Annotated in this window: 14 protein-coding genes; 11 read left to right on the forward strand and 3 right to left on the reverse strand. The window is 73.8% G+C overall.

The features are described from left to right. Positions 1-15: 15 nt before the first annotated feature. Together AB0L06_RS06740 and AB0L06_RS06745 are read right to left on the reverse strand one after the other, a co-directional pair. Complete coding sequence (locus AB0L06_RS06740; RefSeq protein WP_500229941.1) at positions 16-1,659, reverse strand: AMP-binding protein; 1,644 nt, start codon at positions 1,657-1,659, stop codon at positions 16-18. A gap of 119 nt (positions 1,660-1,778) precedes the next feature. After that, on the reverse strand, positions 1,779-4,118 hold the full coding sequence (locus AB0L06_RS06745; RefSeq protein ID WP_500229942.1) for a lantibiotic dehydratase: 2,340 nt from the start codon (positions 4,116-4,118) through the stop codon (positions 1,779-1,781). 93 nt (positions 4,119-4,211) lie between these two features. On the opposite strand from AB0L06_RS06745, the gene AB0L06_RS06750 reads away from it, so the two are divergent. The 11 genes from AB0L06_RS06750 to AB0L06_RS06800 all read left to right on the forward strand — a co-directional run bounded on the left by AB0L06_RS06750 (position 4,212) and on the right by AB0L06_RS06800 (position 13,727). Next, entirely contained in the window at positions 4,212-5,258 is a 1,047-nt protein-coding gene (locus AB0L06_RS06750; protein ID WP_500229943.1) for a ketoacyl-ACP synthase III family protein, read from the forward strand. Between the two features lie 96 nt (positions 5,259-5,354). Next, positions 5,355-6,296, forward strand: a complete 942-nt coding sequence (locus AB0L06_RS06755; RefSeq protein WP_500230382.1) for a sulfotransferase — start codon at positions 5,355-5,357, stop codon at positions 6,294-6,296. A gap of 1 nt (position 6,297) precedes the next feature. Then, the gene (locus tag AB0L06_RS06760; protein ID WP_500229944.1) at positions 6,298-7,077 is read left to right on the forward strand and encodes an SDR family NAD(P)-dependent oxidoreductase; all 780 of its coding nucleotides are present in this window, start codon (positions 6,298-6,300) and stop codon (positions 7,075-7,077) included. A 3-nt stretch (positions 7,078-7,080) separates the two neighbouring features. Beyond that, the gene (locus AB0L06_RS06765; RefSeq protein ID WP_500229945.1) at positions 7,081-7,917 is read left to right on the forward strand and encodes a family 3 encapsulin nanocompartment shell protein; all 837 of its coding nucleotides are present in this window, start codon (positions 7,081-7,083) and stop codon (positions 7,915-7,917) included. Then, positions 7,914-8,768, forward strand: a complete 855-nt coding sequence (locus AB0L06_RS06770; RefSeq protein ID WP_500229946.1) for a transketolase — start codon at positions 7,914-7,916, stop codon at positions 8,766-8,768. Before AB0L06_RS06765 ends, AB0L06_RS06770 begins: the two co-directional genes overlap by 4 nt. Beyond that, on the forward strand, positions 8,765-9,835 hold the full coding sequence (locus AB0L06_RS06775) for a transketolase family protein (protein WP_500229947.1): 1,071 nt from the start codon (positions 8,765-8,767) through the stop codon (positions 9,833-9,835). The genes AB0L06_RS06770 and AB0L06_RS06775 overlap by 4 nt, the downstream gene beginning before the upstream one ends. Then, on the forward strand, positions 9,832-9,999 hold the full coding sequence (lysW, locus tag AB0L06_RS06780) for a lysine biosynthesis protein LysW (RefSeq protein ID WP_500229948.1): 168 nt from the start codon (positions 9,832-9,834) through the stop codon (positions 9,997-9,999). Before AB0L06_RS06775 ends, lysW begins: the two co-directional genes overlap by 4 nt. Continuing rightward, positions 9,996-10,883: a lysine biosynthesis protein LysX gene (gene lysX / locus AB0L06_RS06785; protein ID WP_500229949.1), complete on the forward strand. Its 888-nt coding sequence runs from the start codon at positions 9,996-9,998 to the stop codon at positions 10,881-10,883. The genes lysW and lysX overlap by 4 nt, the downstream gene beginning before the upstream one ends. Then, positions 10,880-11,899 (forward strand): N-acetyl-gamma-glutamyl-phosphate reductase, encoded by a 1,020-nt coding sequence (argC, locus tag AB0L06_RS06790; RefSeq protein ID WP_500229950.1) that lies wholly within the window; start codon positions 10,880-10,882, stop codon positions 11,897-11,899. Before lysX ends, argC begins: the two co-directional genes overlap by 4 nt. Continuing rightward, positions 11,899-12,699 (forward strand): [LysW]-aminoadipate kinase, encoded by an 801-nt coding sequence (locus AB0L06_RS06795; protein ID WP_500229951.1) that lies wholly within the window; start codon positions 11,899-11,901, stop codon positions 12,697-12,699. The genes argC and AB0L06_RS06795 overlap by 1 nt, the downstream gene beginning before the upstream one ends. Next, positions 12,696-13,727: a M20/M25/M40 family metallo-hydrolase gene (locus AB0L06_RS06800; protein WP_500229952.1), complete on the forward strand. Its 1,032-nt coding sequence runs from the start codon at positions 12,696-12,698 to the stop codon at positions 13,725-13,727. Before AB0L06_RS06795 ends, AB0L06_RS06800 begins: the two co-directional genes overlap by 4 nt. Before the next feature lie 81 nt (positions 13,728-13,808). Here the strand turns inward: AB0L06_RS06800 and AB0L06_RS06805 are convergent, their stop codons facing one another. After that, positions 13,809-15,251, reverse strand: a complete 1,443-nt coding sequence (locus tag AB0L06_RS06805; protein WP_500229953.1) for an MFS transporter — start codon at positions 15,249-15,251, stop codon at positions 13,809-13,811. Between the last annotated feature and the right edge of the window lie 140 nt (positions 15,252-15,391).

Raw genomic sequence — 15,391 nt, forward strand, 5'->3', positions numbered from 1 at the left:
TCGGTCCTGAGGTGATCAGGGGACCCGCGGCGGCGCCGCGAACCGCTCCCGCAGTTCCCCCTTGCGGATCTTTCCCGTCGCGGTCCTCGGCAGGTCGTCGAGCACCTCCAGGCGCTGCGGCCAGTAGGTCCTGGTCATCCCGGCCTCGTCCAGCACCCGCTGGAGTTCCTCGAGGCTGACCGGCGTTTCCGGACGGGCCGGGAGCACCACGGCGGTGATCGTCTCGTCCTCGTGCTCGTCGCGGACGCCGATGACGGCGACGTCGGCCACCTCGGGGTGCTGTCCGATGATCGCCTCGAGGTCGGTGACCGGCGCGATGTTGGCGTTGCGCAGGATCATGTCCTTGGCGCGTCCGGTGATGCGGATGCCGCCCCTGCCGTCGGGACGGGCCAGGTCCCCGGTGTTGAACCAGCCGTCCGCGTCGAGTTCCGCCTCGTACAGGTGTTCCCGGCGGAAGTAGCCGACGCACTGCGTCGGGCCGCGCACCCACAGGACGCCCTCGCCGTCGGTGCGGTCCGAGAGGGCGTCGATCCGCAGTTCCATGCCCGAGATGGCGCTGCCGTCGCTGTGGGCGGCCCAGTCGTCGGGGTCGTCCGGGCGGGTGACGGTCACCGGGCCGTTCTCGGTCATGCCCCAGAGCGAGTGCAGGCGGAGTCCGAAGACCTCCCTCGTCTCATCGATGAAGTACGGCGGGATCGGCGCCGAGCCGACGATCAGGCAGGCGAGCTCCTGGATGTCGCGCGGCCGGGCCCGCTGCTCCTCGATCAGGCTCAGCAGGACGAAGGGGGCGCAGTAGGAGTAGGTGACGCCGTGCTCGGCCATGTAGTCGAGGGCGTCGCCGGGGGCCTTGGCGTCCTGGAAGGCCATGGTCCCGCCCAGCATCAGCGGCAGCAGCATGCCCTGCACGAGGCCGGTGTAGTGGGTGTACTGCGCGGTCGTGTACATGACGATCTTGTCGTCGAACCCGAAGACGTCCGCTGTGCCGCGCATGGACGCGTACAGCGTGTTCTGGGTGTGCAGGACGCCCTTGGGCTCGCTCGTCGTGCCCGAGGTGAACAGGATGAGGTAGGGGTCGTCGGGGCCGAGTTCGCGGTCGTCGAGCAGGTGGCCGTGCCGCTCCTCCCAGGCGGTTCCGAAGAAGAACGACTCGAACTCCTCCGTGCCGTCCGGGCCGGCGCCGTCGGCGACGAACACGCGCTCCAGGGACGGCAGTTCCGCGGCGAACTCCGCGCCCAGCTCGCCCAGCCTGTCGCCGTTGTCCTCGACCATGGTGATGAGCACCCGGGCCTCGGTGACGCGGAGCATGACGTCGAGTTCGCGGCGCCGGTAGGTCTTCACCAGCGGGCTGTACACGACACCGGAGCGGATGCAGGCGAGCGTGAGCGCGGCGAGTTCCCAGCGGTCGGTGAGCTGGGCCGCGAGGACGTCGCCGGGGCGCAGTCCGAGCTCGACCAGGGCGCTGGCGCACCGGTCGACGGCCGCGGCGAGCTCCACGTGGTCGAGGCGGGTCGTCACCCCGTCGGACTGGCGCCGGACGATCAGCGCGGTCTTGTGGGGCGTGTCCCGCCCGGAGCGCCGCAGGTCGTCGAGGAAGGTCTCGTCCCGCCACCAGCCCTGGTCGCGGTAGCGCTTGGCGGCTTGTTCGGAGATCTCGGCCATGTCTGCTCTCCCGTCTGTCCTCGGCGAGGACTCGGTGTGGTCGAGCCGGTCGTTCGGGTCCGCCTGGAGTGAAGATCCATGATCTTGATCGGTTCGTCCAGGCTCACGGGCGGCGGAGGTCAGGCCGCTGGTCCGGGGCGTTCCGGGTCGACGATCTGGACGCGCAGCTCGGACGAGTAGCGGCGGCCCTCCGCGTCCTCCACCCACGCCTCCTCGGGGCCCGGCAGCAGCTCGGTGAACGTCACGGGGACGCCGTCGCCGGACGCGTCGCGGGCCGAGCGGACCATCGAGGCGAACGCCGACACCGACCGGGGGCCGGTGAAGTCGACGTAGGTGGGCTTGACCTCCGTGCCGACCTTGGCGAACACGCGCTCCGGCAGTCCGAGCGAGGCCCGCAGGCGGCGGGCCGCCAGGTACTCGGGGGCGGCGCCCTTCTTCGGGGCGATGCCCGTCTCGCCGACGGTCGTCCGCCAGGTCTCGCGGACGACGACCAGCCGGTCCAGCGTGACGCGCGGGTGGTGCGCGCCGGTGCCGATGCGCTTGAACGCCTCGGCGCCCAGCCAGCCGTACAGCAGCGAGAACATCTCGCGCAGCGGGCGGCGCAGCCCGTCCGGGCCGACGGTCTCCAGTGCGCCGTCGCGGTCGGCGACGGTGAGCGTGACGATCGGCAGGACGCGTCCGGGGTCGGCGCCCGGCGCCGCCGTGAACGCGAGCTGGCGGTCGCTGGTGCCCAGCACCGGGGCGACGCGCGCGGTGTACTGCGGCCACCAGGTCGGGTACAGGGGGCGGAACTGCGGGCCGATGTCGGCGGCCGCGGCCTTGCGCAGCTTTTCGGGGTCGGGATGCCGGTCGGTGAAGACGGCGTTGTCGAGCGTGGGCCAGGCGGTGTGCATCTCACCGAGCACCAGTGTGAACTCCCCCGCCGCCAGCGCGTCGACGCCGGATGCGCCGATGTGCAGGTCAGGGCTGTGGATGCGGGCCGCGGCCCAGCCTGGACGGTCGGCCGCGAACAGCCGGGCGGCCTGGTCGGCGAGGTCGGCGCTGTCGAAGTGCAGGCGGCTTTCGGGGTGTGGACGGCGTTCGCCGTGCTCGGTGGCCTCGACGCCGACCAGGTCGTCCCAGCGGCGGGCGAACTCGGCGGCGACCGCGTCCGCCGGACGGTCCGGGCCGCTGAGCAGCGGCTGGGCGGCATCCCAGAACAGGGGCATGGGCACGCCGTCCGCGCCCGGTTCGAGGAGCCGTTCGTAGAGCTTGCGGAAGGCTTCGTCGTACGCCTCCACCAGGACAGCCGAGACCCAGCGCGCGGCGGGCAGGAGCACGCGCCCGAACGGTCCCGACAGCGCTTCCAGGATCGGCCTGCCGAAGGAGATGTCCAGGTCGCGGACGGTGTCCTCGAAGCAGACGCGCCGTCCCGCGTACATCTGCCCGTCCCGGCGCCGCGGTTCGGCCCCGGTCACGGCCGTGAACTCGGCGTCCAGGTCGTCGAGGGCGTCGGCCAGGGCGTCCGCGTCCCCGGCGGCGGCCGCCACGGCGGCGCGGGCATGGTCGAGCCGGTCGAGCCCGGCCAGTGCCCGTTCCCGGGCGCGCGGATCGGGGATCGCGGTGAGGGCGTCGCGCAGGACGGACTCCGCCCGCGAGTTGTAGGGCATGTTCACGCCCCGCCAGACGACCCCGTCCTCCTCCAGCCGGTCGAGCACCGCGGCGTGCCGCAGGTCGGGGGCGATCTCGGCCGCGGCCCGGACGCCGTCGCACCGCGCCAGCACCGCCGCCTCGACGTCGTCCAGGGGCACGGGATCCTTGCCCGGCTGGAGGAGGTGCCCGTCCCGGACGGCCAGGTGCGGGTGGATCCCGGCGGGCAGCCAGGGCGCCACGTCCGGGTCGGCGAGCAGCGAGGCGACGAACGCCTCCAGCACCCAGAACTCGTAGGAGACCTGGCGGGACCGCACGAGTGCCGCGCCCGGCCGGGCGGTGACCGCGGGGGCCGCGTCCGGGTCGAGCGTGCCCCAGGTGACCGGGCCGAAGAAGCCGATGGTGTCGTTCTTGCCGCAGTAGCGCTGCCAGTAGCGGACGACCGCGCTCTCCCGCGCGCGCCGCCGGTGGCGGGCGCGGCGGAGCTCCTTCCCGGTCTTCCCGTCCTCGCGGGACGCCTCGGGCTCGGCCAGCCTCGCCAGGTAGCGGGCCGCGGCGAGGTTCTGCCAAGTCAGGGCCTCGCGGAAGAGAGGGTCGGTGGCCACGTCCAGGGCGGCGCGGGACGCGTCCGCGAGAGCGCCGTCCAAGGCCTGCGTGAACTCGGCCTCGCTCGCTCGGCCTTCCAGGAAGGCGTCCGCGGCGGCCGCGCATCCGGGCGCGGAAAAGAAGGTGAGCCCGTCTGCCGGAAACCCGGTCGTCCGGAGGATCACGTCCTCCCAGACCGCCCATTCGGTACCGGGAAGTGGAATTGAATGTTCAATGTCACCCACGCGGCCTCCTGCCGACGCCGGAAACGGATTTCCCCCCGACGATGATCACCATAATGTGATCTTCGTCCGCCGTCACCACCCCCGGAGGTGCGAATGCGCTGCGACGGCCTGTTCCTCACTGCTCTGGCCCATCATCTCCCCGCGCCCGCGAACGTGGCGGAGGCGGTCTCGGACGGCCGCTACGACCCCGCCGACCTGGCCGCCGACGAGTACGTCTCCATCACCGTCGCCACGGACGAGGCGCCGCCCGAGATGGCCGTCGCCGCGGCGCGGGCGGCGCTCCGGCGGGCGGGGACGCCGCCGTCGGACATAGCGCTCCTGCTGCACGCGTCCGCGTGGTTCCAGGGCCTCGACTACTGGCCGGCCGCCTCGTACGTCCACCGCGAAGTGCTCGGCGACGACGGACGGTACGCGCCCGCGCTGGACGTCCAGCAGATGTGCGGCGGAGCGATGGGTGCGATCGAGCTGGCGGCCTCGTACCTGCTCGCCGACGCGTCCCGCCGCTGCGCCCTGGTCACGACCGCCGACCGCTTCGGCGGCCCCGGCTTCGACCGGTGGCGCGCGGACGTCCCCGGCCTGGTCTACGGGGACGGCGCCGCCGCGGCGGTGGTCGGACGAGAGGGTTTCGCCCGATTCCTGTCAGTTTCGACGGTTGTGGACACCGCGCTCGAAGGCATGTACCGGGGCGACGAGCCGTTCGCGACCGCGCCCGGCCGCACGGTCGACGTCCGGGCCCGGCGCGCCGCGTTCGCCGCCGCCGACGCGCGGCGACTGTCCGGTCGCGTGGGCGAGCGGATCACCTCGGGCCTGGTCGAGACCGTGGCCCGAACTCTGGACGAGGCAGGGCTGAAGCTCGGCGACGTCGACCGGGCCGTCTTCCCGAACGTCGGGCTGCGCGTGCTGCGGACCCGGTACGCCGAGCCGCTCGGCTTGGACGTCGCGCGCACCACCTGGGACTGGGGCCGCCGGACCGGCCACGTCGGCGCGGCCGACCAGCTCACCGGGCTGACCCACCTCGCCGAATCCGGCCTGCTCGAGCCGGGCGATCGGGTGCTGCTGGTCGGGATCGGCGCCGGATTCTCCTGGACGTGCGCCGCCCTGGAGGTCACCGGAACCCCCGCCTGGAATGGCTCTCGGTAACCGGTCGCGCCGGATGGTTCCTTTCTGAAGAAGATCATGTTTACATGCTGACTGATCAATTCGCGCCGGTCCTGTCCCAAGGGGTCGTGGTTGCCGATGAGAGTCCTCTACATAACCGGTTGGTGCCGAAGCGGAAGCACGGTGCTGGGCAACGTCCTCGCCGAAGCTCCGGGTGTCGTCCACGTTGGTGAACTGCGTTTTCTCTGGCTGAACGGAGTCCTCGGAAGCGGCAGCAACGCCCGGTGCGGATGCGGCCTGAACCACCGCGAATGCCCGTTCTGGTCCCGTGTGCTGGAGGCGGTGCGGCCGGACGGGCGGACGCTCGACCAGCATGCCGCGGACGTCGTGGCGTGGCAGGAGGCCCACCGCACCCGGCACACCTGGCGAACGCTCCGGGACTTCCCGCCGGTCCGCAACACCGCGCCGGTCCGGAACACCGCGCCGGTCCGGAACGGGCAGCGTGACGGGTGGCCGGCCACGCTCGCCGCCACCTACCGGGCGATCGCCGAGGTCTGCGGCGCCCACACCGTCGTCGACAGCTCCAAGTACGCCTCCGACGCCGCCCTCCTGTCCTCGCTGCCAGGGATCGACGCGTCCTACGTCCACCTGATCCGCGACCCGCGCGCCGTCGCCTGGTCCTGGATGCAGCCCAAGGCGTACACCGGACACCGCTCCGCGCTGAACAGCACGCTGCACTGGGCCGGCTTCAACCTCGCCGCCGAGGCCGTCGGCCGGACGCACCGCGCGGACGCGCTGCACCTGCGTTACGAGGACCTCGTGCGCAACCCGTGCGACGCCGTCGGCGACATCCTCAAGCTCATCGGGCACGACGGTCCCAACCCCGTCGCCGCCGATGGAACGGTCGAACTCGGCGGCAACCACACCGTCACCGGCAACCCGAACCGGTTCGGCCGCGGCCGGACCCTCATCCGCGAGGACCGCCGATGGCACACCGACCTGCCCCGCCCGCAGCGGGCGGCGACCACGCTCCTGGCGCTTCCGCTTCTGCGCCGGTACGGCTACGAGACGAAGGTGTGACGTGGACCTGGGACTGAAGGGGAAGGTGGCGCTGGTGTCGGGCGGCTCGTCGGGCATCGGCCTGGCGATCGCCCGCGACCTCGTCCGCGAGGGCGCCAAGGTGGCGATCGGTGGCCGCGACGCCGGACGGCTCGCCAAGGCCCGGGATGAGATCGCCGCCGACCTCGGCGCCGAGGTCGGCACCCGGGTGCTCGATCTGCGCGACACCGACGCCTCGCGCGCCTGGGCCGACGACACCGCCGCCGAGCACGGCGCACTGCACATCGTGGTCAGCAACGCCGGGGGCCCGCCCGCCGGGCCGACCGGCGCGTTCGGCCCGGACGGCTACCGTGACGCGCTCGACCTGGCGATGGTCGCCCACATCGGGTTCGTCCAGGCCGCGCTCCCCCATCTGAGAAGCGCCGGGTGGGGACGGGTCCTGGTGGTCGCCAGCGAGACGATCCGCGACATCATCCCCGAGTACGCGCTGTCGGCGATCGCGCGGTCGGGCCTGGCCGCCTACGCCAAGACCCTCGTGCACGAGCTGGGGCCGGGGGACGTCACCGTCAACGTCCTGGCCCCCGGCTACACCGCAACGGACGCGCTGATCGGCAGCCTCGGCGGCGACGTCGACGTCGCCGCGGAGACCGCCCGGATCGCCGAGCGGGCGGGCATCCCGCTCGGCCGGGTGGCCCGTCCCGAGGAGGTCGCGGCAGCCGGAACCTTCCTGCTGAGCGCCCGCGCGAGTTTTGTCACCGGAACCGTCCAGGTCGTCGACGGCGGCCGTTCCCTGGGGATGTGAACCATGTCCGAAGTGCGCATGATGCTGGACGATCCCGAGCTGACCCGCCGCAGCCCCGGTGAGGAGTTCGCGCTCGCCCACGCCCGGAACGGGCCGAAGGCGGCGGTCGACCTGCGCGCGTCCATCAGCGACCTGTTCCCGCCGGCCAAGCGGCGGCCCCGGCTGACCGTCCGGCACCTGCTCCGCAAGGCGGTCGTGGACGCCGACGAGGTCACCGTGTTCACCGAGCGCGCCGAGAACGTCGCGTCCGACGACACCGCCCCCGAGTGGGAGTTCGAGGTGGGCGCGCGGACGGTCCGGACGCAGATGATCCGGGCGGCCGTGCCGGTGCCCGCCGAGGTCCTCGCCGACCCGGCCGCCCTGGCCGCGTTCGTCGACTTCCGGCTGCTCGTCCGGCTCGGCACCGCCGAGAACGACGCGCTGCTCAACGGGAGCGGAGACATCCACGGCCTGCTGCGCACGCCGGGCGTCCGCCGCCGGGAGCCCAAGGCCACGGACCGGTCGGTCGCCTCGACCCTGCTGGCCACGGCCGCGCTGTGCGAGTGGTACGGCGGGTCGGCCGACGGGATCGTCATGCATCCCGACGACTGGTGGCCCCTGGTGGACGACGGCGCCTTCCTGGAACGGCTCGCCGTGCAGGGCGTCAAGGTCAGCCGCACCCGCATGGTGCCGCCGGGGACGGCCCTGGTCGGCGACTTCACCGCCGCGGCGACCCTGCTGGACCGCCGCTCGTCCACGATCCGGCTGGCCGGGGACGAGCTGGTCGCCGAGATCCGGGAGGGGCTGGCCGTGCACCTGCCGGGCCACTTCGTGCTGGCCACGCTCCCAGGCCGACCATGAGCGCCCCGGCGGCGACGGGCCCGGCGTCCCCGGCGGCGACGGACCTCACGGCGACGGCGCACCGGGTGCGTGAGCACATCGTCGGCATGTGCGCCGGTCCGGAGGGCGGCCACCTCGGCGGGTCGATGTCGCTGGTGGAGATCCTCACCCTCCTCTACTTCGACGTACTGCGGATCGACCCGGGGCATCCCGCCGCGCCGGACCGCGACGTGCTCGTCCTCAGCAAGGGGCACGGCGCCATCTGCCTCTACGCGGTCCTCGCCGAACGCGGGTTCTTCCCCGTCGAGGAGCTCGCGGAGTACGCGCGGCCGGGCAGTCGCCTGATGGGGCATCCCGTCCGCGCCGTGCCGGGGGTGGAGATGCCCACCGGATCCCTCGGCCACGGCCTCGCGCTCGCCAACGGCTTCGCCCTCGCCGACCCGGGCCGGCGCTGCTTCGCCGTCATGGGCGACGGCGAGCTGCAGGAGGGGTCGGTGTGGGAGGCGGCCATGACCTCGGTGTCCCTCGGGCTCGGCAACCTGACGGCCGTCATCGACCGCAACCGCCTCCAGCTCACCGGGCCCACCGAGGACACGGTCGGCCTCGAGCCGCTCGCGGACCGGTGGCGCGGCTTCGGCTGGACGGTCCGCGAGGCGGACGGCCACGACCTCGACGCCCTGCGCACGGCGCTCCAGCCCGGCGAGTCGAGCGAGGCGGGCCGTCCGACGGTGGTCATCGCGCACACCGTCAAGGGACGCGGACTGCCGGCAGTCGAGGGCCGGCCACAGTCCCACTACACGACGCTGGGCACCCGCCAGGCCGAGCGCGCCTTGGCGGTGCTCCGCGCCCGGCACAGGAGGGCGACGGCATGACCGAACAGAGCCTCCACACAAGATCGGACGAATCGCACCCCGCGCAGCGTCCCGGAAATGCGCAGGCGAAGCCCGCTTCAACGCGGCCGGCACGGTCGGCGCGGGAGGCGTACAGCGCCCTGCTGCCCGAGCTGATGCTCGCCGACGAGCGGCTGTACTGCCTCGACAGCGACACCGGGCTGTTCGGCGTGGACGCCTTCAAAGCCGTCCCCGGCCGCTACCGCAACCTCGGTATCGCCGAGCAGAGCCTGATGGGCACCGCCGCGGGACTGGCCGCGAGCGGGAAGATCCCGTTCGTCACCACCATGGCCACCTTCGCCGCGACCCGGGCGCTGGAGGCCATCAAGCTCGACATCGTGTACAACGCGCTGCCCGTCCGGATCGTGGCCACGCACGGCGGGCTCGCCGCGGGTCATCTCGGCCCGACGCACCACGCGCTGGAGGACCTGGCCGTCATGCGGACGCTGCCCGGCCTCACCGTGGTCGTCCCGGCGGACGCCGAGCAGGCCGAGGCCGCGATCCGGCAGAGCGCGGCGCTGCCCGGCCCGGCCTACGTGCGCCTCGGCCGCAAGGCCACCCCGGACGTGGGCGGCGGCGCGTTCGAGATCGGGAGGGCCCAGTGGCTGCGGCCCGCCGGACCGGGACCGTCCCCGGGCGCCGTCCCGCCGCCCGGGGACGTGGCGATCATCGCCTGCGGCCCGCACCCGGTGCTGGCCGCGCTGCGCGCCGCGGACCGGCTCGAGGCCCATGGCGTCCGAGCGACCGTCCTGAACCTGCACACGCTGCGCCCGCTCGACGTGGACGCGATCGTCGCGGCGGTCGCGGGGACGGCGGGAGCGGTCACGGTCGAGGAGCACTGGCGGTCCGGCGGGCTCGGGGGCGCGGTCGCCGAGACCCTGGCCGAGCACGCGCCCGCCCGGGTCGCCCGGGTGGGCATGCCGGACGTCTTCGCCGAGCGGGCGGGCGGTCAGGACGACCTGCTCGACCGGTACGGCATCACGGGGGACGCGGTCGTCGCCGCGGCACTCAACCTGATCACAGGAATCCCTGGAGGGTGGCAAGCATGACCCGGACCTGTCCCGAATGTGAGGGCCCCGTCGAACTCGCCGAGCCGGTGCGGCTGAGCGAGGTCGCCCAGTGCGGCGACTGCTCCAGCGAGCTGGAGGTCGTCGGCCTCGATCCGCTCGCCCTCGCCCTCGCGCCCGAGATCGAGGAGGACTGGGGAGAGTGAGGCCCCTGGCCGTGCTTGCCTCCCGGGTGCGGTACGAGGAGAAGCGGATCTTCGCCGCCCTGGAGCGCCGCGGGGTGCCGTACACGCACGTCGACACCCGCCGGTTCAGCGCCGAGCTCGGCGGCGGGACGACCGGACCGTCCTTCACGACGGCCCTGAACCGGGAGATCTCCCACAGCCGCGCGCTGTACGCGTCCCTGCTCCTGGAAGCCCGGGGCGTCGCGACGGTCAACCGGTCGGACGTGATCGCCGTGTGCGGCGACAAGCTGCGCACGTCCCTGGCGTTGGAACGTGCCGGGGTCCGGGCGCCGCGCACTGCGGTCGCGCTCAGCCCGGACGAGGGCGCCGACGCCGCCGAGCGGATGGGCTTCCCCGTGGTGCTCAAACCGCTGGCCGGTTCCTGGGGGCGGCTCGTCGCGGCGGCCCGCGACCGTGATTCCGTCGAGGCCCTCCTGGAGCACCGGGCGGCCCTGCCGTCTCCGCTTCAGCACATCGTCTACCTGCAGGAGTTCATCGACAAGCCGGGCCGCGACATCCGGGTGATCACGGCCGGGGACGAGGTGGTCGGGGCGATGTACCGCTACTCCGACGGCTGGCGCACCAACGCCGCGCGGGGCGGGCGCTGCGAACCGTGCCCGCTCGTCCCCGAGCTGGTGGACCCGGCGCTCGCCGCGGCGCGGGCGGTCGGCGGCGGGGTCCTGGGCGTCGACCTCGTCGAGGGTCCGGACGGGCCCCTGGTGCTGGAGGTCAACCACGCCGTGGAGTTCCAGGGTTTCCAGGCCGCGCACGGCGACGCCGTGGACGTGGCGGACGCGATCGTCGCGTACGCCATCGCGACGGCGGAACGCGACGACGACCACGTCCCTCAACAGGAGGCGCGATGATCCGGGTGGCCGTCATGGGCGCCGCCGGCTACCTGGGCGGCGAACTGCTCCGGCTGCTGATCGGCCATCCGGACGCGGACGTCGTCCAGGCGGTCTCCACGCGTTTCCCGGGCCGCCGCGTCGACTCCGTCCATCCGAACCTGCGCGCGCAGACCGGCCTGGTGTTCAGCGCGGCGGACGACCTGACCGCCTGCGACGTGCTGTTCCTCGCCACGCCGCACCGGACCACCATGGCCCTGCTCCCCGAGGTCCGGGGACGGGCCGGGACGGTCATCGACCTGTCCGGCGACTTCCGGCTTCCCGATCCCGCCGTCTACGAGCGGTACTACGGCGTCCCGCACACCGCGCCCGAGCTGCTCGACGCGTTCGTCCCGGGCGTCCCGGAACTGTTCCGCGACGACCTGGCCGAAGCCGACCTGATCAGCGTGCCGGGATGCATGGCCACCGCGGCGATCCTCGCCCTGCGTCCGCTTGCCGGGCTGATCGGGCCGGACGTGCAGATCGACGCGCGTACCGGCTCGTCCGGCTCGGGCGCCATGGCGGGCGACGGCAACCTGCACGCCGAGCGAAGCGGCGCGCTCCGGGTGTTCGCGCCGACACGGCATCGGCACGAGGCCGAGGTGTCGCGGCTGGCCGGGGTGGACGCGCGGATGACCGCCACCGGCGTCGAGGCCGTCCGCGGCGTCCAGGTGGTCTGCCACGCCACCGCCAAGGCCGCCGGGACGGCCGACGAGCGGACGATCCGCCGCGCCTACCGCGAGCACTACGCGGACGAGCCGTTCGTCCGGATCGTCGCGCACCGCAAGGGCGCCCACCGGCTCCCCGACCCCAAGCTGCTGTCCGGCTCCAACTACTGCGATGTCGGGTTCGCCGTGGACGGCGACCGGATCACGGCGATCGCCGCCCTGGACAACCTGGTCAAGGGCGGTGCGGGCGCGGCGGTGCAGTGCCTGAACATCCGCGCGGGCCGGCCCGAGACCCTGGGCCTGGGGTTCCCCGGCCTGCATCCCGTCTGATGGGCGTCACCGTGGTCAAGTGCGGCGGCGCGGTGCCCGCCGAGGTGGTCTGCGCCGACCTCGCGGGCCGTGCCGGCGAGGTCGTCCTCGTGCACGGCGGCGCGCCGGAGATCGAGCGGCTGTCGGGCGAGCTCGGGGTGGCGTCCCGCACGCTCGTGTCACCCAGCGGCGTGACCAGCCGGCACACCGATCCCGCCATGCTGGACGTCGTCACGCTCGCCCTCACCGGACGGGCCAAACCGCGTCTGCTCCGCGCCTTGGCCGAGAACGACGTCCCAGCCGTGGGCCTGACCGGCCTGGACGGCGGGTTGCTCCAGGCCAGACGCAAACCCGCGCAGCGAGCCGTGCGGGACGGCCGCACCGTCCTCGTCCGGGACGATCACAGCGGACGCGTCACCGGCGTCCGGCCACGCGTGCTGCGCGTCCTGCTCGACGGCGGGTTCGTCCCGGTGGTGTCGCCGCCCGCGACCGGCGAGGACGGAGCGCCGGTGAACGTCGACGCCGACCGGGCCGCGGCCGCGATCGCCGCCGCGCTCGGCGCCGAACGCCTCGTCCTGCTGACCTCGGCGCCCGGGGTCCTGCGCGACGCGGCGGACGCCGGCAGCCTGCTCGACCGCTGCGCGCTCCCCCGCGAGGGCCCGGTGCCCCACGCGGCGAGCGGCGGCATGCACCGCAAGCTGATCGCCGCCCGCGAGGCGCTGCTGGCCGGCGTCCCCCGGGTGTCGGTCTCCGACGGACGGATCCCCCACCCGGTCACCGCCGCCCTGCGCGGCGCCGGAACCACCCTGGAGATCTCTTGAGCACACCGGTCGATCTGCTGTACGACATGCTCGCGATCCCGTCGCCGTCCGGGGAGGAGGACGAGCTGGCGCGGTTCCTGGAGAAGGCGATGAACGACCTCGGCCTCGCCGCGCGGCGCGACGAGGCGGGCAACGTCATCGGTGACATCGGCACGGGGAACGGGCCGGTGGTGATGCTCCTGAGCCACCTGGACACCGTCGACCGCCCGCTCCCGGCACGACGTGAGGCCGACCGGCTGATCGGCCGGGGAGCCGTGGACGCCAAGGGCCCGCTCGCCGCGATGATCTGCGCCGCGGCGTCGCTGCCGTCCTTCCCCGGGACGATCCGCGTCGTCGGCGCGGTCGAGGAGGAGCGGCTGTCGCGCGGCGGCGAGCATCTGGCGCGGACCCTCCCGGCGCCTGACGCGCTGCTGGTCGGCGAGCCGAGCGGCTGGTCCCGGGTGGTGCTGGGCTACAAGGGGAAGATCGACGTCGGCTACCGGGTGGCGCGTCCCGCGACGCACTCCACCAATCCCACGGCCAAGGCGACCGAGGCCTGCGTGGCGTTCTGGCACGACCTGCTCGATGCCCTCGGCCCCGAGCGCGACCACGGCGCGTTCGGCCTGCCCGCCGCCACCCTGCGCGGGATGCACGGCGATCCCGTCGAGGCGTGGCTCGACATCGACTGCCGGATTCCGATCGGGTTCGACGCCGCGTCCTTCGCCGAGCGGCTGCACGCGCGAGCGAACGGAGGCGAGGTCACGGTCGTCCGGCACGTCCCGGCGGTGCGGAGTGGACGTTCCGACCCGGTCGTGCGGGCGGTGTCGGCGGCCATCCGGCAGTGCGGCGGCGAGCCTCGTCCCACCCTCAAGACCGGCACGTCCGACATGAACACCGTGGCGCCGCACTGGGACGTGCCGATGGCGGCGTACGGTCCCGGCGACGGTTCCCTGGACCACGGGGACGACGAGCACATCACGATCGAGGAGTTCCTGAAGGGCGTGGACGTCCTCACCGCGGCCCTGAACGAACTCGCCGCCGCCCTGTGACCAGGCACAGGGCGGCGGTAGGCGGTTCGGCACCGTGTCGAGCGTTCGGTGTTCGGGCGTTCGGCGTTCGAGATCCGGTGCTCAGTGTCCGGTGTTCCCGGCGCGGCGGCGTCCCGGGAACAGCGTCCCGACCGCGGCGATGGCGACGCCGAGTCCGGCGGCGATGAGGAACACCCGGTCGTATCCGGCGGCGAGGGCGGCCGGGGTGGCCTCGCCCGTGGCGCCGGCGCCGGCCACGGTCGCGAGGACCGCCAGGCCGATCGCGCCGCCGACCTGGTTGGACGTGGCGGCGAGGCCGCCGACGACTCCCGCGTCGCCGCCGGGGACACCGGCGGTGGTGGCGGCCATGAGGGTCGGGAAAGTCAGGCCGATGCCGACCGCGACGAGCAGTGTCGGGCCGAGGACGCTGGTGGCGAACCCGGCGCCGGCGTGGGCCTGGGAGAGCCAGCCGAACCCGGCGAGGAAGGCGAGGCTGCCCGCCGCGAGCAGGGCGCGGACGCCGATGCGGGGCAGCAGGGGCGCGGCCCAGCGCGCGGTCAGCATGAACACCGCCGCCGCGGGCGTCTGGCCGAGCCCGGACTTCAGGGCGCTGTAGCCGAGGACGCCCTGCAGGAAGAGCGAGGTGAAGTACCACATCGCGATGCCGACGCCGCCGAACAGCGCGAGCGCGCCGCCGCCGACGGCGACCCCGCGGAGGCGGAGCAGGCGCAGCGGCATGATCGGCTGGCGGGCGAACCGGGCCTCGACCACGGCGAAGACGGCGAGCAGCAGCACCCCGGCGAGGATCGGCCCGGCGACCTGCAGGGACGTCCAGGCGTGGTCGGCGGTCTGCATCACCCCGTAGATCAGCGCGGCGAGTCCGGCGGTCGCGGTGACGGCGCCGACGATGTCGAGGGACTGCGTGCGGTCGGTCCGGGTGGCGGCGAGGGCGGTCAGGGCGAGCGCGATCAGAACGGCGCCGATCGGCACGTTGATGAGGAAGACCCAGCGCCACGACAGGCCGGTGGTGAGGGCGCCGCCCGCGAGCGCGCCGGACAGTCCGCCCACTCCGCCGGCGGCGGACCACGCGCCGAACGCCCTGGCCCGTGCGCGCTCCTCGGTGAAGTAGGTGTTGATGACGACCAGCGTCGCCGGGGCCATCATGGCCGCGCCCACGCCTTGGGCGACGCGCGCGGCGATCAGGGCCTCGGCGGTGGTCGCGAGGCCGCCGGCCAGGCTCGCGCCGGAGAACAGGGTCAGTCCGGCGGCGAGCATCCGGCGCGGGCCGAACAGGTCGGCGGCGCGTCCGCCCAGCAGCATGAACCCGGCGAAGGTGAGGAGGTAGCCGTTCACGACCCAGGCGAGCCCGGTGCCGGTGAAGTGCAGGTCCCGGTCGACCGAGGGCAGCGCGACGTTCACGATGGACGAGTCGAGGATCACCATGAACTGGGCCGCGCAGGCCAGCGCCAGGATCATCCAGGCGGGGACGGTCCGCGTCTTCGAGGGCGTGCGGGGGACGGTCGGTGTGGACAGTTGGGACGCCATGGGACGCCTCCTGATCGCTAGTGAAGGTGGGGGGTGGTGGGGGGGGGGGGGGGCCCCCCCCCCCCGGGAGGTGGGGGAAACACTCCTAAAAGACGCGGGCGCAGGGCCGGCGGCGGGCCCCCGGGAGGGGAGGGGAGGCC

The sequence above is a fragment of the Spirillospora sp. NPDC052269 genome (assembly GCF_040679435.1).
Taxonomy (GTDB): Bacteria; Actinomycetota; Actinomycetes; order Streptosporangiales; family Streptosporangiaceae; genus Spirillospora.